The sequence below is a fragment of the Promicromonospora alba genome, assembly GCF_042654905.1.
GTDB lineage: Bacteria > Actinomycetota > Actinomycetes > Actinomycetales > Cellulomonadaceae > Promicromonospora > Promicromonospora alba.
In genome coordinates this window covers 841,587-859,537 of record NZ_JBHSFI010000004.1, presented here as the reverse complement: position 1 = coordinate 859,537, position 17,951 = coordinate 841,587, and the positions used below count along the sequence as shown (strand labels likewise).

The window sequence follows — 17,951 nt, the reverse complement described above, 5'->3', positions numbered from 1 at the left end:
CCGACGGCGGCGGGGTGCTTTCCGTACGGAAGGTGCCCCGTCCGCCGTCGGGCAGTCTTGCGTCGCTTGGGGCAATTGTCACCACTGTGTAAAAAAACACCAAGAGTCCTGGTACTGAGAGGTTGCTGTGAGCGACACTGCCTCAACCGACCTAGGAGGTGTGACGCCCGTGCGTCGTCCAACCTTTACCCGATCTCGCGTCCGGGGTGCCACTGGCGTCGCCCTGACAGCGTTCTTCGCTGCGGCGACGGTGGCACTGGCAGGGCCCGTGGCGGCATCCGTCGCCGAGCCGGACGTGCCGCCGGGCGAGACGCAGTCCTCGAACATGACCCACCTCAGCAACCAGCCCAAGAACGGTGCGCTGCAGGGCACGGGCTCGGACATCGCGTTCCAGGGCAAGTACGCGTTCGCCGGCAACTACGACGGCTTCACTGTCTACGACCTGACGGACAAGGAGAACCCCGAGCAGGTCGTCCAGGTGTACTGCCCGGGTTCGCAGAACGACGTTTCGGTCTACAAGAACCTGCTGGTGCTGTCGACCGACTCGTCGCGCAGCGACGACTCGTGCGCCTCGACGTCCCTCCCCGCCACGGAGAAGGCGGCCTGGGAAGGCATCAAGATCTGGGACATCTCGAACCCGCTCGCACCGGAGTACATCAAGTCGATCGAGACGGAGTGCGGTTCGCACACGCACTCGCTCGCTCCGGCCAAGGACGGCCGGAACCTCTACGCCTACGTGTCGTCGTACTCGCCGAACGCGACGTACCCGGACTGCCAGCCGCCGCACGACTTCGTCTCGATCGTGAAGATCCCGCTGAAGAACCCGACGTCGGCCAAGCTGGTCGCCACGCCGAACCTGTTCCCGGACGGCGGCTACGAGGGTGACCCCGCCCGCCGGGCCTCGACGACGAGCGGTTGCCACGACATCACCACCTACGCCAAGTACGACCTGGCGGCCGGTGCGTGCATGGGCGACGGCATCCTGATGGACATCAAGGACCGTGAGCGGCCCCGCGTGATCAGCCAGGTCCGGGACACGGTGAACTTCGCGTTCTGGCACTCGGCCACGTTCAACAACGACGCCACCAAGGTGGTCTTCACCGACGAGCTCGGTGGCGGCGGTCTCGCGACCTGCACCGACGAGTACGCGCCGGAGCTGGGCGCCAACGGCATCTACGACATCAAGCGCTCCTGGTACGGCAAGAAGGAGCTGGAGTTCGCGTCGTACTACAAGATCCCGCGGATCAACACGGCCGCGGAGAACTGCGTCGCGCACAACGGCTCGCTGATCCCGGTCAAGGGCAAGGACATCATGGTCCAGTCCTGGTACCAGGGCGGCGTCTCCGTCTTCGACTTCACCGACTCGGACAACCCGCGCGAGCTCGCGTGGTTCGACCGCGGTGAGGGCCTGAGCAGCGGCGGCACCTGGTCGACGTACTACTACAACGGGTACGCCTACTCGAACGACCTCGGCATCGGGTTCGACACGTTCGACATCGACGACTCGATCGACGGTCGGGCCGAGCGGGTCAAGCAGTACAGCCTGAACCCGCAGATGCAGGAGTCGTACGGCTACTGACCCCACACTGCTGAGGTAGCACCAGAGCGAGATCGAACCAGGGCGAGATAGAACTCGGGCGAAGTAGAACCACAGCCCGCCAGAGTTCTATCTCGCCCTGGCTCTGCTTCGCCTCAGTTCTACATCGCCCTGGTTCTACCTCGGCGGAGGAGTTTGGGTCTCGTGTGAGGGTTTTCCGTGATGGCGCGACCAGGGCTTTGTATGGGAACCTCCCGGACATGACGCCCCAGGACTCGACGACCGAGGAGACCACCCCGCCGTCGGGCAGCGTGCCTGACGCGGAGCGGCCGACGCCGGAGTACGGGCTGCGCCGCCGCCTCCGGCTCATGGGGGCGGTGCTCGCCGGCGGGCTCGCCGTCGTGCTGGCCCTGCTGCTCTGGCTCGGCGTGCTGGTCCCGGCCAAGCAGAAGGCCGCCGGCTACTCGGACGCGGACGCCACCTACGCCGCCGTCGCGATCGAGCACAACGCGCAGGCGGTCCAGCTGACGGCGCTCGCGCCCGGCCGGTCCACCGACGACGAGGTGCTCGCCCTCGCGGTCGAGGTGGGCGAGGCCTCCGCCGGCCGGGTCGAGGACCTCGCCGCGTGGCTCGAGGCGCGGGACATCCCGGTGCCGGTGGCAGGCCGGGAGGCGCTCGCGCTGGCCGAGGACGGCCTGACGACCGAGCTGCCCGACGACGGCAGCGGGCCCCGTGCGGGCGCGACCGCGCACTCGCACGAGGGCGGGAGCCACGGCATGCTCACCGACGAGCAGGTGAACGGGATCGCCGCGCTCCACGCGCAGGACTTCGACATCGCTCTGCTCGCCGCGCTCGTGGAGCACCACTACGGCGGGCTGCAGCCGGCCGACCAGGAGATCACCGGGGGCGAGGACGCCGAGGCGATCGCGCTGGCGCAGGCCGAGGCCGACGCCATCCGCGTCGAGGTGGAGGAGGTCCGCGACGCGCTCGCGGCGATCGGCGGGCCGGGCTCCAACGACGGCTCCGGCTCGTAACCGAGCCAGCCGGTCAGGGCGCGGAGGTCAGGGCGCGGTGACGAAGATGTCGAACAGCTCCGGGTGGTGGCCGTGCACCAGGACGGCGAACACGACGGCGTCGAACAGCAGGTGCACCGCCACGACGTAGCTGAGCGACTTGAACTTCGCGAAGATCCAGCCCTGGACCAGGGCGAACGGCACGGTGAGCAGCGGGCCCCACTCGCGGTAGCCGAGCTCCCACAGGAACGACACGAAGATCATCGACTGCAGCAGGTTGGCCTGCCACATCGGGAAGTGCTTGCACAGCAGCGCGAACACCACGCAGATGAAGAACAGCTCGTCCCAGATGCCGACGGCGTTGACGCCGACGAAGAGCCGCCAGATGTCCTGCGTCCCGTCGAGGTCCGGCCAGTTCAGGTAGGCGCCGGAGCCGAGGAAGTAGAACGGCAGCAGCACGTACCCGAGCGCCACGACGGCGGCCAGGTACACCCACTGCCCGCGGGTCCAGCGGCGCCCGGTCAGCACGGGGAACTGGATGGTGTCCTGCTTCAGCACGAACCGGGACAGTGCCCACGGCACGAGCACCGACCCGCCGAGGGCCAGGGTGAAGCGCAGCATCCCGGCGTCGGACAGGTCCGCCTGCAGCGAGATCATCGAGATGATCCCCATGCCCACGCCGATCAGCGCCAGGTCGCGGCCCAGTGCACGGTCGGCCCACAGGCCCAGCGCTATGCCCAGCACCAGCGGCAGGTAAGCGATCGGCCGGATGTGGATGGCGAAGAGCAGGATCGCCGACGCCGAGACGAGGAAGGCCGCGGTGAGGCGCGCCGGACCGACGAGCGGGGCGGGCAGAGTGAGGGTCACGGGGTCGAGGTTCCCACAGATGACGTGTCAGAAGTACAGGTCACCCCCGTGACCGGTACGTCTGACAACTCGGTTGTCGACGTCCGGTCTGGTTCTTCGCGTTCCGGGACAACTAGAGTCAGCGCGTAGTAACGATTTCATCCAGGTTCCGGCCCCCAGACGGGCCGGCCACTCCGGCAAGGAGGCCGTCGTGCGCTCACCCGAGCACGTTGAGCTGGTTCGGAACAATCCGGACCTCCCCCCGGTCGCGGTCATCGACCGCAGACCGATGACTCCCGGCAAGAAGCTGATCTTCGCGGTGATCGGGCTGGTCGCGGCGGTCGCGTGGGCCCTCGTCGCGTTCGTGCGCGGCGAAGCGGTCAACGGCGCCTACTTCGTCGTCGCCGCCGTCGGCACGTATGTCGTCGCGTACCGCTTCTACGCCCGGCTGATCGAGTACAAGGTGGTGCGCCCGCGCGACGACCGCGCCACCCCTGCCGAGGAGCACGAGAACGGCAGGGACTTCGCGCCCACGGACCGCCGGGTGCTGTTCGGCCACCACTTCGCCGCCATCGCCGGCGCGGGTCCGCTGGTCGGCCCGGTGCTCGCCGCGCAGATGGGCTACCTGCCCGGCACCCTCTGGATCATCATCGGCGCGGTCCTGGCGGGCTGCGTCCAGGACTACCTCGTCCTGTGGCTGTCCACGCGACGCCGTGGCCGTTCGCTCGGGCAGATGATCCGCGACGAGATGGGCCGCGTCGGCGGTGCCGCCGGCCTGATCGGCGTGTTCGTCATCATGATCATCATCCTGGCCGTCCTCGCCCTCGTGGTGGTCAACGCCCTGGCCGAGTCGCCGTGGGGCGTGTTCTCCGTCGGCATGACCATCCCGATCGCCCTCTTCATGGGCGTCTACCTGCGGTACCTGCGCCCGGGGCGGGTGTCCGAGGTCTCGGTCATCGGCGTGGTGCTGCTGGTCCTCGCGATCGTGGCGGGCGGCTGGGTGGCCGAGACCACCTGGGGCGCCGAGATGTTCACGCTCGAGCCCGTCACGGTGGCCTGGCTCATCGTGGGCTACGGCTTCCTCGCGTCCGTGCTGCCGGTGTGGCTGCTGCTCGCGCCGCGCGACTACCTGTCCACGTTCATGAAGGTCGGCACGATCGTGCTGCTCGCCATCGGCGTGCTCATCGCGCAGCCCGCGGTGCAGGCCCCCGCCGTGTCGAGCTTCGCGATAGAGGGCAACGGGCCGGCGTTCGCCGGATCGCTGTTCCCGTTCCTGTTCATCACCATCGCGTGCGGTGCGCTGTCCGGGTTCCACGCCCTGATCTCGTCCGGCACGAGCCCCAAGCTGGTCGAGAAGGAGAGCCAGCTCCGGCTCATCGGCTACGGCGGCATGCTCACCGAGTCGTTCGTGGCGATCATGGCCCTGGTCACCGCCATCTCCATCGACCAGCACCTGTACTTCACGATGAACGCCCCTGCCTCGCTCACGGGCGGCGAACCGGCTGCCGCAGCGGACTACGTGAACGGACTCGGCCTGGGCGGCACGCCCGCGACGGCGGCCGACATCCAGGGCGCAGCCGACGCCGTCGGCGAGGAGTCGATCATCTCTCGCACCGGCGGTGCGCCGACGCTCGCGTTCGGCATGTCCCAGATCCTCGGCTCGTTCCTGGGTGGTGCCAGCATGCAGGCGTTCTGGTACCACTTCGCGATCATGTTCGAGGCGCTCTTCATCCTCACCACGGTCGACGCCGGTACGCGTGTCGCCCGCTTCATGCTCTCCGACACGCTCGGTAACCTCGGTGGCCCACTGCGCAAGTTCCGCGACCCGTCCTGGCGGGTGGGCGCCTGGATCTGCTCGATAGTGGTGTGCGGCCTGTGGGGCGCGATCCTGCTCATGGGCGTGACCGACCCGCTGGGCGGTATCAACTCGCTGTTCCCGCTGTTCGGCATCGCGAACCAGCTGCTCGCCGCCATGGCGCTCGCCCTGGTCACGGTGGTGGTGGTCAAGAAGGGCTATCTCAAGTGGGCGTGGATCCCAGCCGTCCCGCTCGTGTGGGACCTCGCGGTGACCATGACGGCGTCGTACCAGAAGATCTTCTCCCCCGAGCCGAGCCTCGGGTTCTGGGCGAACCACAACGCGTTCCGCGAGGCGCGGGAGGCGGGCGAGACGTCGTTCGGGACGGCCGCCGACACCGCCGCGATGGACGCCGTCATCCGCAACACGTTCCTGCAGGGCACGCTGTCCATCGTCTTCGCGCTGCTCGTGCTGACCGTGGCGCTGGTGGCGCTGTGGGTCTGCGTCAAGGCGATCCGGGCCGGTGGCCTGCCGACCAGTGAGGAGCCGGACTCGCGGTCGTCGACGTTCGCGCCGTCCGGCCTCGTGCCCACCGACGCCGAACGGGAGGTGGCGGCCCAGTGGACCGCCTACTACGAGGAGAACCCGGACAAGCTCCGGACGGGGACGCACGCGTGAGCTCGCACCCGGCAGCGGGTCGGACGGCGGACGGCGGCGTGCTCGCCGTCGTCCGCCGGGGCTGGCGCGCGCTGGCGTGGTACGTCACCGGGGTGCTGGGCGAGAGCGACTACCCGCGGTACGTGGCGCACCTGCGCCGGGTACACCCGGACGCCGTCGTGCCGACCGCGCGGGAGTTCTGGCGCGACCGCTACGCGGAACAGGACGCCACCCCTGCCGCCCGCTGCTGCTGACCCGCTCCGCACCGGGTCGCCGAAGTAGAGCGGGCGTCCGGACACCCGCTCTACTTCGGCGACCGGGCACTGGCGAGGTAGAGCGCGTGTCCGGACACACGCTCTACTTCGGCGGGAGGACGGGGGCTGCCAGGTTGCCTACGTCAGGTGGTCGAAGTCGCCGCGGGTCCACGCCGCGTGGCGCTCCGCCGACCGCAGCACGATCTCCCGCGCGTCGACGGGGATGACGCCGCGGAAGTTGTTGTAGAGCCTGTCGAACTCGAACCGCCCCACATGGTGCGCGACGCGCTGGACCACGGGCCCCGACAGCGGGATCCGGTTCGGGTAGCTGCGCATGAACGAGACCGAGGTCCGGTCCGGGTTGGCGAAGATCGTGTCGCCGCTCAGCAGCACACCCTTCCCTGACGCGCCCGCCGTCCAGTGCGCCACCGAGGAACCGGGGAAGTGCCCGCCCGGCTGGCTCAGCGTCACACCGGGCAGGATCTCCCGGTCGCCCTTCCACAGCTCGACGGCGTCGTCGGTCCGGGCGAGCCAGTCGGCGTCTGCCTCGCTGACCAGGATCGGGATGCCGCCCAGCCGGCGGCTCCACTCGACCTGCACGCCGTACATGTGCGGGTGGCTCGCGACGATATAGGCCAGCCCGCCGAGGCCGCGGACGGCGGCGACGGCCGCGTCGTCCACATAGCCAGGGACGTCGAACATGAGGTTCCCCCGCGCCGTCCGGACGATCTTCGCGGTGGGGCCGATACCGACGTCGGGCACGGTGGTGAGGCCGTACAGGTCGGGCTCCAGCTCCTCGACCGCGATGCTCTGCCCCTCGGCCGTGAGCTCCTCCAGCGTGGTCCAGTGCTGCCCGTCGGCCGGCACCCACTGGCGTTCGTCCGCGCAGACGGCGCACACCTCGGGCCGGGACTCGTGCTCCACGCCGCACGTGCGGCAGATCCAGAACGTCATCGTCAGGTCTCCTTCGTCGGGCTGGTGCTGCATCACCGCAGTGGAACCGCTCCGCCACGATGCGCCCGCGCAGTGGTCGTGTCCAGCAAATCCCTGTGGGGCGCGAAGGTTTCCGGTCGGTCGTACGGCGTGGCGTACCGGTGTGTCGAAAAGTGAATCGTTTCGGATCTTCGCGGGGCCTGGTGCCGGAGGGGTGAAATCCATACGCTCATGACCACGTGGGTCTACAACGTTGTAGGCCGTCGTTCTCAAGGAGGAGTGACCATGGCACCAACGTCACAGCGCCGCCCGCGGCTTCTCGCCGCGGGAGTCGCAGCACTGTCGGTAGTCGTCTCCCTGCTCGCCGCGCCGGGGGTCGCGGCCGCACCCACCGGAACGGCGGCCGCCACAGCGGCCGGCACAGCAGCCAGCGGCATGACGGCGGTCGCGGCACCCGCTGCTGCCTGCGGCGACGGCGCCGACGCGCTCGTCACCGGAAGCCAGTCGTCCGGGTTCACGACTGCGTATCGCGGCCGGACGGTCTATCAGGGCTCGAGCTACATCGACGCGATCCGGCGGGGCATCAGCGCGCTCACCCCGGGCCGCACCAGCCAGGAGAAGGTGTCGGTCATGGCCAGCGCCTGGATCGGCAACAACGCCATCGACCTCCCGAGCCACACGTCGTTCGAGGTCTGCGGCACGCTCGACACCGGCTACGTCGCGGGTCGGGGCGCTATCCAGGCGGTGGGGGTCGAGGACGTGTCCATCCCGTACCTGAAGGTCACCGGGGCTCCGTACTTCGGCCTGCGCTTCGCCGACGTGCACGGCCTGCACCTGGGGCAGATCGACATGCGGACGACCCGGGGCATCGGCATCCGCTTCGAGCGCGACCTGCCGGGCAGCACGAATGTGCGCATGGACTCGGTCTACGCCTCCGGCGTACCTGGCCACGCGATCGAGACCTGGCACATCAACGGCCTCACGATCGGCACCGTCACCGCGCGGAACGTCGGCGAGTCGGCGCTGCTGATCCAGGGCACGAGCAACGCCACCATCGGGACCGTCGACGGCGACAACGTGGCCACAGGCACCGGCTACGCCACCTTCCGCATGGCCAACGCCAACGGGCCCAACATCACGGTGAACCACGTGAAGTCGCGCGGCGGCGGACGGGGCGTGTTCTGCGTCTCGAACTCGCGGGGCGCGCGGATCAACTCCGTCGACCTCGCGAACAACGGCAACAACTCGATCCTCATCGAGAACTGCTCGGACATCACGATTGCCGGCGGGACCGTCAACGGAGGCGGCGAGGTACGGCTCGCCGCGCGTACGGAGTTCCCCAACAACCGGAACATCCACATCACGCTCCGCGTCGACAACACCTCGGTGCGGGAGTCGCCGTGCGGCGAGAACACGACATGGACCCTGACGGGGAACGGGACACGCAACGTCTGCTGACCCCTGTAGCGGGACACACGGTGGGAACGGGGTTGTGTTCGCTACGGAGCTCGCTCCGAACACAACCCCGTTCTCGCGGCCTTGTCTCCGTCTTGAGAGGGAAGCGGTCATGCCCCTGGAGTTCCTACTCTGGGGGCATGGCCGATGCTCTATCTCCCCCCGACGCCCGGCATCCTGGCGTGCCGCGGTCCGACGTGCCCCGCGCCGACGACGGCGTGGTCGCCCGCCTGCTCGACTGGTTCGGCGTCGACTCGGACTGGGAGCGGGTTCCCGCCGGCCGTGAGGCCTACCGCAGGGACCTGCTGCTGGGTGCGGGGTTCGCGGTGCTCGCGGCGGTCTCCATCGAGCTGGGCCGCAGCATGGGCATCTTCGAGGAGGTGACGGAGCCGTTGTGGCTCGTCTACCTCCTCGGGGTGGTCAGCACCATGCCGCTGGCGTGGCGCCGCCGCTATCCGCTGGTGTCGCTGGTGCTCGTGTACGGGTCCTTCCTCGGGATCGGCCTCACGATCCCGGCGATCACCGTGCTCATGCCGATGCAGGTCATGTACTTCGTCGCCCTGTTCACGGCGGTGGCCTGGGCCCGGGACCGGCGGGCGATGCTCGTGGTCGTCAGCGCCTGCGTCCTGGTGATGTTCACGTGGCTGATCTGGATGTTCGCGGTGCAGCAGGGCATCGAGACGCTCCTCGAGGAGTTCCCGACCCGCGCGGACTGGCCCGGCCTGATCGATCCGTACCTCGCGAACAGCGCCTACCAGTTCATCGTCAACATCGCGTTCTTCGGCGGCGCGGTGGTGGCAGGGCAGATGCAGTGGAACGCGGCGCTGCGCCGGCGCCAGCTCACCGACCAGTCGGTCACCATCGAGAAGCAGGCGGCGGCCCTCACCGACCAGGCGATAGTCGCCGAGCGGGTGCGGATCGCGCGCGAGCTGCACGACGTCGTCGCGCACCACGTGTCCGTAATCGGCATCCAGGCGGCCGCCGCCCGGCGGGTGCTGGACCGCGACCCGGCCCGCGCGGCGGAAGCACTCCTCACCATCGAGCGTGAGTCCCGCGAGGGTGTCGCGCAGATGCGGAACCTGGTCGGCACGCTCCGTTCGGTGCCCGACGCCGGTGGCGCGGGCTCGTCGGCAGGGCCGGACGGCGCAGGCTCCCGAGCGCCCGAACCGGGCCTGGCCGACCTCCCGGCCCTGACCGCCGCGGACCACGACGGCCTGGACACCACGTTCCGGCAGGTCGAGGAGCCCGCGGGCGCCGCTGCTGACGTCCCTGACCCGATGGGGCTCAGCCTCTACCGAACCGCCCAGGAGGCGATGGCGAACGTGCGCAAGCATTCGACCGCCCGGTCCGCGACGGTCACGCTGCGCGTGGTCCGCCGCCCGGAGACGCAGGCGGGGCAGCAGTTCGAGCACGGCTTCGCCGAGGTGGAGGTGCTGGACGATGGTCGCCCACGCCACGGGACGTCCGGCTCCGGCCTGGGGCTGCTGGGTATCCGGGAGCGGGTCGCCACGCATCAGGGGATGGTCGAGATCGGCCCACGGGCGACGGGCGGATACCGCGTCCGGGTGCGGCTGCCGCTGCCCGCTCCGGGCCCCGGTGCGGTGCCGGTGGCTCCCACCACACCTTCCACGAGACAGGCGGCGGCTCCGGCCGAAGCCCTGCCGGCGGCCCGGACGGAGGTCGTCGGATGACGCGCGTGCTGCTGGTCGACGACCAGGCGCTGGTCCGTTCCGGCTTCTCGCTCATCCTCTCGGTGGAGGACGACTTCGAGGTCGTCGGCGAGGCGGGCGACGGCGCTGCGGCGATCGAGCTGACGCGCGCCCTGCGCCCCGACATCGTGCTGATGGACGTCCAGATGCCCGTCATGGACGGTATCGAGGCCACGCGTCGGATCGTGGCGGAGGACCTCGCGAAGGTGCTGGTCCTGACGACGTTCGACCACGACGAGTACGTCTTCGACGGGCTGGCGGCGGGAGCGTCCGGGTTCCTGCTCAAGAACTCCGACGCGGAGCACCTGGTCGAGGCCGTGCGGACGGTGGCGGCCGGGCATGCGCTGCTCGCACCGCAGATCACGCGACGGGTGATCGAGCAGATGGTCGCGGGGGAGCGGCAGGCGCCGTCCGAGCGGAGACCGTCGGGCGGCCGGACCTCGTCGGCCGAGCTCGACGTGCTGGTCGAGCCTGCCGGGACCCATACCGCGAGGCGGCAGATGGCGGCCCCGGCCGGCCTCGCTCTCCTCACGCCGCGCGAGCGCGAGGTGCTGGAGCTCGTGGGCACCGGGCTGTCGAACGCGGAGATCGCGTCCACCCTGTACCTCGGCGAGGCGACGGTGAAGACCCATGTCTCGAACGTGCTCGCCAAGCTGCACGTGCGGGACCGCGTGCAGGCGGTCGTCCTGGCCCATCGGGTCGGCCTGGTCTGAGCGGGGACGGGCCACTGCCGTCCGGCCAGATGTTATCGATCGGCGACAGCTGTGCGAATGTCACCGATCGTCGACGTCGGCTTTGATGAATCGGATATATATCCCTTTCCCGGCGGTACGGGGAAAGGGTCAGAGAAGCGAGGTCCTGGGGAAAAGGACCTCACTTCTCTGAGGTGTGCGACGTCCGTGAGCTTTCGGGAAACCGGACTATTCGGTCGGTTCCGTGGAAGGCTCAGGCGAAGGCTCGGTCGACGGGTCCGGAGAAGGATCCGTCGAGGGCTCCGGCGACGGCTCGACGCTCGGCTCCGGGGACGGCTCGGTGGTCGGCTCCGGGGTCGGCTCCTCCGACGGCGGGTCCGTGGGCTCCTCCGACGGCGGGTCGGTCGGCTCCGGCGTGGGAGTCGGCGTCGGTTCCGGGGTCGGGGTGGGCGTCGGCGTGGGCTCCGGGGTGGGAGTCGGCGTCGGCGTGGGGGTCGGCGTGGGAGTCGGCGTCGGCGTCGGTGTAGGCGACTGCGTCGGCGGCTTCGTCGTGGGCGGGCCCGAGGGGTTGCTGGGGGGTGTCGGCCGAGAGCCGTTGCCGAGGTCGATGCCCGGCAGCGGCGCCATCGTGAAGCCGCCACTTGGCTGGTCAGGCGGCGAATCGGCCATGTGCCGGGGGACGTACGTCGACGCGGGCGGCGGCGTGTACGTGAACCGGTTCTCCCCGGGGCGCGCGCGCACGTCGACCGTGCCGTTCTCCCCCTGGTTGGAGGTGGCCTCGCGCTTCACCATCATCGGCGGCAGGCCGTACAGCGCATCGGGCACGGCAGGTGCGGCCGTCGTGTCCCGGTCCTTGTCCGGTCCTGGCGGCTGCACGGCTACGGCACCCATGATTCCCGCCGTCAGCACGAAGGCTGCGGTTGTCCCTGTGACGATCAATCGCTTGCGCACGCTCGGCTCCCCCTGCGGGTTCAGATACTGCGTTGTGCCCTCTGCCATGACGCTCCGGTCCCTCTGTACCGGACCGCAAGGCGTCCTTCGGAGCGAAATGCTCATTCCTCCGTGGACGGGCTGACGAACCATTCAGCGCCACTCTCGTTCTTATGGCGCTCCGGATGGGACAATACGTGGCAGAACGCCATCGGCAACCGGTACGTGTAATACCAGGTCAATGGGTATGTGGATGCAGGTGCACAGACCGTGGTCGGCAGAATGTCACGAGATCGGCAACTCGAAATGCCGATCTTCTGCCGCTTTGCCGACCACCTCGGCGGACGGCACCCGCCGGGAGGCGGAGGCGGTTCCGACTTGCGGTGGATCCCCCTTCCTCGTCGCGGCCATAGCGTGACTGCCATGAGCGATCTGGAGGTGCGGGACCTGACCCGCGTGTTCGTGTCGGGCGGCGCGTCCCGGCGAGCGGTGGACGGCGTCAGCTTCACGGCGAGGTCGGGCCTGCTGACGGGGTTCGTGGGGGCCAACGGTGCGGGCAAGACGACGACCATGCGGATGATCATGGGAGTACTCGCCATCACGAGCGGTGAGGTGCGGTTCGGCGACGAGCCGGTCACCCGGCACGACCGCCGCGAGTTCGGGTACATGCCCGAGGAACGTGGCCTCTACCCGAAGCAGCCCGTGCTGGACCAGCTCGTCTACCTGGCGCGACTGCGGGGCATCGCGGCGCCGGTCGCACGCCGCGAGGTGGTGGAGCACCTCGACCGGCTGGGTCTGGCGGACCGCGCGAAGGAGCACGTGGAGAAGCTGTCGCTCGGCAACCAGCAGCGCGTGCAGATCGTCGCGGCGATCATGGGGCAGCCCAAGGCACTCGTCCTGGACGAGCCGTTCAGCGGCCTCGACCCGGGGGCCGTCGACGCCATGGTCGACCTGCTGCGCGAGCACACGCGGCGCGGGGTGCCCGTGCTGTTCAGCTCGCACCAGCTCGACCTCGTGGAGCGACTCTGCGAGCGGCTCGTCATCCTCGGCGGGGGCAGGCTCCTCGCGGACGGCACACCCGACGGGCTGCGCGCCCAGGGCGTGACCAGGCACCGGCTGGTCCTGTCGGGCGACGCCGGCTTCGTCCGCGGCGTGCCGGGCGTCCTGGCAGTGGACGTGGACGGCACGTCCGCGCTGGTCGAGGTGGACGACGACGCCGCGGCCACCCGCCTCCTGTCCGCAGCCCTGGAGCGGGGCGCAGTCCAGGAGTTCTCCCCCGTACGGCCGACTCTGGCCCAGATCTACCGTGAGGTGACCGCGTGAGCCGGAGGCGCAGCGCAGGGTGGGGCCGAGGTATGAGGAACGCGCCCGGAGCGGAGCCGCAGGCTCACGCGGCAGAGGAGATGGCATGAAGAACGCATGGATGCTGGTGGCGACCCGCGAGATCGTGGTGCGGGCGCTCAACAAGGGGTTCCTGATCGGCCTCGTGGTCAACGTCGTCATGATCGGCGGGCTGATCGGCTTCACGTCCTACATGGATGGCCGCACCGAGTCGTTCGACGTCGCGGTGGTCGCAGGGGACGGGCCCGCGGCGACCGCGCTGGAGTCCGCCGCCGGGACCGCGGCCTCGGACGACCAGGACATCGAGCTGAACGTGGTGCGTGTGGACTCCGCCGCGGCGGCAGAGGCGGCGCTCGAGGACGAGTCCGCCGACGCCTGGCTCAGCTCCGGCGACGGCGAAGCCGGCGGCTGGACCCTGTCCGGGTGGCGGGAGCCCGACAACGACCTGGCCGCGCTGGTCGAGTCCACGGTGCGCGACCAGGTGATGGCCGGCCGCGCGGACGCCGCAGGGACCACCGTCGACGCGCTCACGGCCGGCAGCGACGTCGAGACCGAACGCCTCGACGGCAACCCGGTGGACCCGCAGATCGTGTTCGTGGCCGGGTTCGTGCTCGCGTTCCTGTTCTTCATGGGGGCCGTCGGGTCGGGCTCGATGATCGCGGGCAGCGTGATCGAGGAGAAGCAGTCCCGGCTGGTCGAGATCATCGCCACCGCCGTGCCCCTGCGACAGCTGCTCGCGGGCAAGATCATCGGCAGCTCGGTGATCGCGCTGGCGCAGAACCTCCTGCTCGCCGGAGTGGGGCTCATCGGCGCCTCGTTCACCGATCTCTCCGCGATCCTGCCCGCGATGTCGGCCACGATGATCTGGTTCGTCGTCTTCTTCACCGTCGGGTTCGTCGCGGTGGCTGCCCTGTACGCGGTGGCGGGCTCGCTCGCGTCGCGGACCGAGGACCTCCAGTACACGACCAGCCCGCTGATGATGCTGATCCTCGGCGTGTACGTGGTGACCTTCTCGGCCGACGGCATGCTGGAGCGCGTCCTGTCCTACATCCCGCCCGCGTCGATCGTCTCCATGCCGGTGCGGGTGCTCAACGGCGACGCGCTCTGGTGGGAGCCGCTCGTGTCGCTCCTCATCCTCCTGCTGGCCACGCTCGGTGCGGTGCTCCTCAGCGAGCGTGCCTACCGCGGCGCGCTCATGCAGACGGGCGGCCGGGTCAGCTGGAAGGCGGCCATGACCGCGGACCGGGGCACTACCCTCGGGGCGTGACCGAACGCACTCAGCAGGACGACACCGGGAACGGGACGCCCGATCCGTCGAAGGTGCAGACCTTCGAGCTCATCGACGAGGTCCCCGGTACCTTCGACGGCCCGGAGGCTGCCGGACCGGACGGCGAGGGCCCGGACGGCGAGGGCCCCGACGGCGACGGCTCCGCCGCGACGGAGCCGGACGCCGAAGCCGGCGAGCCCGCTCCACGCGAGCCCGGTCGGGCGGCGCTCGCGCTCGCGAGTGCCCGGGCCGCCGTCGGTCGGAACGTGCGGCGTGGTGGGTCGGCCGTCCGGCGGCGGCTGCCCACCACCCGGCGCGGCAAGGTGCTGCTGGTCGGCGGCACGGTGTCCGTCGTCGTGCTGGCTGTGGCGGCTGGGGTGCTGGTGGACGCGCGGCTGCGTGAGCAGGCGCTCCTCGCGACCCCGGCGGGGGTGCGGGACCTGGAGGCGAAGCCCACCGAGCAGTGGTCGATAGACCTCGAGAACCCGATCGCCTCGACGCTCGTCGAGATGCCGGGCGTGCTCGCGATCGCCGGTGACGCGAAGGTCCGTGGTGTGGACCCGGCGTCGGGCGAGGTGCTGTGGACCGTCGACCTCGAGGAGAACCTGAGCTGCGGTCCGTCGGCGCTCCTGGGCGTCGGCGAGCCGTCGACCCAGGAGCCGGCCGACCCGCTCGTCTGCGTCACGTCCTCCGGTGAGGGTGGCGAACGCGAGCAGCGCGTCACGGTCATCGAGGCGGACGGCGCCACGAAGAGCCGGGAGCTCGACGCCGGGGCCGACGTCGTCCCCGTCGCGGGCGGCGGTCTCCTCCGGTTCGAGATCGCGGGCGGCACGACGGAGAAGCGTCCGGTGGTGGTCGACAAGCTGGGCGTCCCCCACCTTCCGAAGGACTTCGTCGGACCGGACCTGACGGTCGGCGTGGAGGACGCGGCGACGGGTAAGGAGCGGTGGAGCGACACCCTGGCGTTCGGGGCTCCGCGGCCCGACAGCTGCATCACCTACGACGATTCCGGCGCCCCGGTCCTCGACGTCGCCGGCGCGCTGAGCTGGGACCTGCACGGTGACGTGCTGGAGGTCCAGGGCTGCGGCGTCTCGGGGGCCTTCCGGCTCGACGGCACCCGGCTCGACGACCCGAAGGACACCGAGGACCCGCCCGCCGACGGCGTGGATACCGCGTCGTTCCTGTCCCTGCCGGACGGCGCCTGGGTCGGTCCCGACACGGCGGCAGCCGACGCCGCGATGGCCAACGACGTGGTGCACCTGTCGGACGGCGCCGCCGTCAACCTGGATGGTCACGTCCTCGTGCCCTGGGCGACCGACGGCCGCGATCCGGGGCTCGTGCTGGAGCGGGTGGGTGTGCGCACGCAGGCCAGGTCCACCTCCGCCGACGACCCCGGGGCGCTGCTCTGGTCCGCACCGCGGCTCAGGGCCACGACGCTGCTGGCCGAGGTGTCCGGTACCGCCGTCGTCCTGGACGAACAGGGGACGGTCCGGGCCATCGACCTCGGCACGGGCGCTGACCGGTGGACCCTCGCCCCGAAGACGCTCTCGTTCGGCGACATGGCGTGGGCGGCGGAGTCGTCGATCTTCGGGGCCTACACGGACGGCGACACCCTGCTGCTGCCGGTGAGCGCTGACCCGAGCGGCGAGTCCTCCGGGCTGCGGCTGCTCGCCGTGGACCTCCGGGACGGATCGGTGCGCTGGGAGCTCGAGCAGGAGACCCCGTACACGCAGCTCATCAGTGTCGACGGGTATCTGGCGCAGGTCACGCAGCACGGTGTGGTGGGCCTCGGCTGACCACACATGCGGTAGCTGACCTCGCAGGTCACGCGGGTAGGCTCCGGCCATGCCACGGCCCGCCAAGCAGGAGTCCGTAGTCTTCGACCTGGTCGAGGCGAACGGGTCGGACGGCGACGCGTACGACGACGCGAACGGTGCCGCGGACGTTGCCGACGGAGTGCCGGACGTCCCCGCGGAGCCCCAGCCCCGGCTGCTGGTAGGGCTCTCGCGGCTGCCGCGGCGGACCTGGCTGCTCACCACCGCGGCGGTCGCGATCGGCGTCGTGACGGTCGCCGCGGTCGACCTGGTGCGGGACCACCGGCGCGCTGAACTGATGCGCACCTCGCCGGTGGGCGTGGAGTCTCTCGCGGACCCGCCGGCGGAGACCTGGGCGGTGCGGTTCGACACGCCCGTCGAACAGGGCCAGGACGCGTCCATGGACCAGCAGGTGGTGATCATGGACGGGCTGCTCGTGGTGCCCCCGACCAATGCGCAGAGCTACTGGGTGGATCCGGTGCCGGGGCCCGGCGAGCCGGTTCTGCCGGGTTTCGAGGAGGTCGTGGCCATCGATCCGGCGGAGGGCGGGGTGGCCTGGCGGGTCCCGCTGGGCGAGCGCCCCACCTGCGGGCCTACCGGTTACGACGCGTCGACGTCGACCGAGGTGCTGGTCTGTGTGCACGGTGCGGACGACGCGCGCGAGGTGGTGGCCATCGCCCCTGACGGAAGCACCAGGTCGCGGTCCGCTGAGCTGGCCGAGGGCGAGCACGTGTTCCCGGGGCCGGACGGGACGGCGGTGCGGACGGTGCGGACCGGAGATCCGGCAGGGGAGGTGGAGTGCGACGTGTCGGGCACCTGCTCGTCCGGGTACCTGGTCCCCGGCCGGGACGTGCGCGTGACCGCGGAGGACGCCGGCACCGGCGCGGAACGCTGGACGAGCACCGTCGAGTTCGACCCGATGAACTCGATGAACTGCCAGGGGACGCCCGACTCGAGCGACTGGCCGACCGCGGAGTCGGCGACGGACCCGGACGTGGTCACCGTCAGTGCCGGGGCCGAGACGGTGGTCGTCGACGGGTGCGGCGTGTCGGCGACGTTGTCCGCGTACGGAATACGGCTCGATCTGGTGGGCGACGCCAGCCTGACCGCGCCGGCCTGGGTCACCGAGCTCGGTTCCGGCCGCTTCGCAGTACAGGGCGAGGGGCTGGGTACGACGGTCGTCGACGAGGCCGGCAACACCCTGTACACCCTGGACGGCTGGATACGGACCGACGCGACGTCGCCCGATGCGCCGGCCGACCTGTGGTTCGTCCAGACGACCACCGACGCCTGGGGGTTCGAGGCCGTGCGCGAGGACGGGTCCGTTGCCTGGTCGGAGCGCTACGGCCAGAGCGTGCTGCTCGCGGGGCGGGACGTGGTGGTGGTGAACCGCGGGAACCGGGTGGTGGGCTTGGCGCGGACCACCGGCGCGGAGCTCTGGAGCTGGGGCGGCGACGACCTGACCGAGATGATGCGGTCCCGCGCCCTGACCGACGGTGAGACGGTGGCCCTGGAGTACCTGTCGCGGGACGGTTCCTCCGACGGGCTGCTCGTGACCCTCGACCTGGACACCGGCAAGCAGCTCTGGCACATGCCGTTGACCGGCCCGGCGATCGCCGTCGGCGGGCACCTCGTGGAGTTCACCCCGGAGGGCGTGCGCGGCCTCGGGTGATCTCCGCCGGACCGGCTGGTCCGCGCGGCGCCCGGC

14 protein-coding genes are annotated in these 17,951 nt (G+C 70.5%); 11 read left to right on the top strand and 3 right to left on the bottom strand.

Annotation, left to right across the window (positions count from 1 at the left end):
• Positions 1 to 268: 268 nt before the first annotated feature.
• Together ACFO6V_RS14770 and ACFO6V_RS14765 are read left to right on the top strand one after the other, a co-directional pair.
• Entirely contained in the window at positions 269 to 1,579 is a 1,311-nt protein-coding gene (locus ACFO6V_RS14770; protein ID WP_377136549.1) for an LVIVD repeat-containing protein, read from the top strand.
• Positions 1,580 to 1,797: 218 nt separating this feature from the next.
• The gene (locus tag ACFO6V_RS14765) at positions 1,798 to 2,571 is read left to right on the top strand and encodes a DUF305 domain-containing protein (protein ID WP_377136548.1); all 774 of its coding nucleotides are present in this window, start codon (positions 1,798 to 1,800) and stop codon (positions 2,569 to 2,571) included.
• 27 nt (positions 2,572 to 2,598) lie between these two features.
• Here the strand turns inward: ACFO6V_RS14765 and ACFO6V_RS14760 are convergent, their stop codons facing one another.
• Positions 2,599 to 3,417: a CPBP family glutamic-type intramembrane protease gene (locus tag ACFO6V_RS14760; protein WP_377136547.1), complete on the bottom strand. Its 819-nt coding sequence runs from the start codon at positions 3,415 to 3,417 to the stop codon at positions 2,599 to 2,601.
• Positions 3,418 to 3,607: 190 nt separating this feature from the next.
• Here ACFO6V_RS14760 and ACFO6V_RS14755 point away from each other — a divergent pair, with 190 nt between their 5' ends.
• Both ACFO6V_RS14755 and ACFO6V_RS14750 read left to right on the top strand, forming a co-directional pair.
• Positions 3,608 to 5,869, top strand: coding sequence for a carbon starvation CstA family protein (locus ACFO6V_RS14755; RefSeq protein ID WP_377136546.1), 2,262 nt, complete (start codon positions 3,608 to 3,610; stop codon positions 5,867 to 5,869).
• The gene (locus tag ACFO6V_RS14750; protein WP_377136545.1) at positions 5,866 to 6,102 is read left to right on the top strand and encodes a YbdD/YjiX family protein; all 237 of its coding nucleotides are present in this window, start codon (positions 5,866 to 5,868) and stop codon (positions 6,100 to 6,102) included. The genes ACFO6V_RS14755 and ACFO6V_RS14750 overlap by 4 nt, the downstream gene beginning before the upstream one ends.
• 138 nt (positions 6,103 to 6,240) lie before the next feature.
• Here ACFO6V_RS14750 and ACFO6V_RS14745 read toward each other — a convergent pair whose 3' ends face one another.
• Positions 6,241 to 7,089 (bottom strand): hydrolase, encoded by an 849-nt coding sequence (locus tag ACFO6V_RS14745; protein ID WP_377136544.1) that lies wholly within the window; start codon positions 7,087 to 7,089, stop codon positions 6,241 to 6,243.
• Between the two features lie 231 nt (positions 7,090 to 7,320).
• Here ACFO6V_RS14745 and ACFO6V_RS14740 point away from each other — a divergent pair, with 231 nt between their 5' ends.
• The 3 genes from ACFO6V_RS14740 to ACFO6V_RS14730 all read left to right on the top strand — a co-directional run bounded on the left by ACFO6V_RS14740 (position 7,321) and on the right by ACFO6V_RS14730 (position 10,912).
• The gene (locus ACFO6V_RS14740) at positions 7,321 to 8,493 is read left to right on the top strand and encodes a right-handed parallel beta-helix repeat-containing protein (protein WP_377136543.1); all 1,173 of its coding nucleotides are present in this window, start codon (positions 7,321 to 7,323) and stop codon (positions 8,491 to 8,493) included.
• A 137-nt stretch (positions 8,494 to 8,630) separates the two neighbouring features.
• A complete protein-coding gene (locus ACFO6V_RS14735) occupies positions 8,631 to 10,181 on the top strand; it encodes a sensor histidine kinase (RefSeq protein WP_377136542.1) in 1,551 nt (516 codons plus the stop codon).
• The gene (locus tag ACFO6V_RS14730) at positions 10,178 to 10,912 is read left to right on the top strand and encodes a response regulator (RefSeq protein WP_377136541.1); all 735 of its coding nucleotides are present in this window, start codon (positions 10,178 to 10,180) and stop codon (positions 10,910 to 10,912) included. Before ACFO6V_RS14735 ends, ACFO6V_RS14730 begins: the two co-directional genes overlap by 4 nt.
• A gap of 207 nt (positions 10,913 to 11,119) precedes the next feature.
• Here the strand turns inward: ACFO6V_RS14730 and ACFO6V_RS14725 are convergent, their stop codons facing one another.
• Complete coding sequence (locus tag ACFO6V_RS14725) at positions 11,120 to 11,842, bottom strand: hypothetical protein (RefSeq protein WP_377136540.1); 723 nt, start codon at positions 11,840 to 11,842, stop codon at positions 11,120 to 11,122.
• 402 nt (positions 11,843 to 12,244) lie between these two features.
• On the opposite strand from ACFO6V_RS14725, the gene ACFO6V_RS14720 reads away from it, so the two are divergent.
• From ACFO6V_RS14720 to ACFO6V_RS14705, 4 genes are all read left to right on the top strand, one after another.
• On the top strand, positions 12,245 to 13,144 hold the full coding sequence (locus ACFO6V_RS14720; protein ID WP_377136539.1) for an ABC transporter ATP-binding protein: 900 nt from the start codon (positions 12,245 to 12,247) through the stop codon (positions 13,142 to 13,144).
• A gap of 85 nt (positions 13,145 to 13,229) precedes the next feature.
• Positions 13,230 to 14,429, top strand: a complete 1,200-nt coding sequence (locus ACFO6V_RS14715) for an ABC transporter permease (RefSeq protein ID WP_377136538.1) — start codon at positions 13,230 to 13,232, stop codon at positions 14,427 to 14,429.
• Positions 14,426 to 16,225, top strand: coding sequence for an outer membrane protein assembly factor BamB family protein (locus tag ACFO6V_RS14710; RefSeq protein ID WP_377136537.1), 1,800 nt, complete (start codon positions 14,426 to 14,428; stop codon positions 16,223 to 16,225). Before ACFO6V_RS14715 ends, ACFO6V_RS14710 begins: the two co-directional genes overlap by 4 nt.
• Positions 16,226 to 16,274: 49 nt before the next feature.
• Positions 16,275 to 17,915, top strand: a complete 1,641-nt coding sequence (locus tag ACFO6V_RS14705; RefSeq protein WP_377136536.1) for an outer membrane protein assembly factor BamB family protein — start codon at positions 16,275 to 16,277, stop codon at positions 17,913 to 17,915.
• Positions 17,916 to 17,951 lie beyond the last annotated feature (36 nt).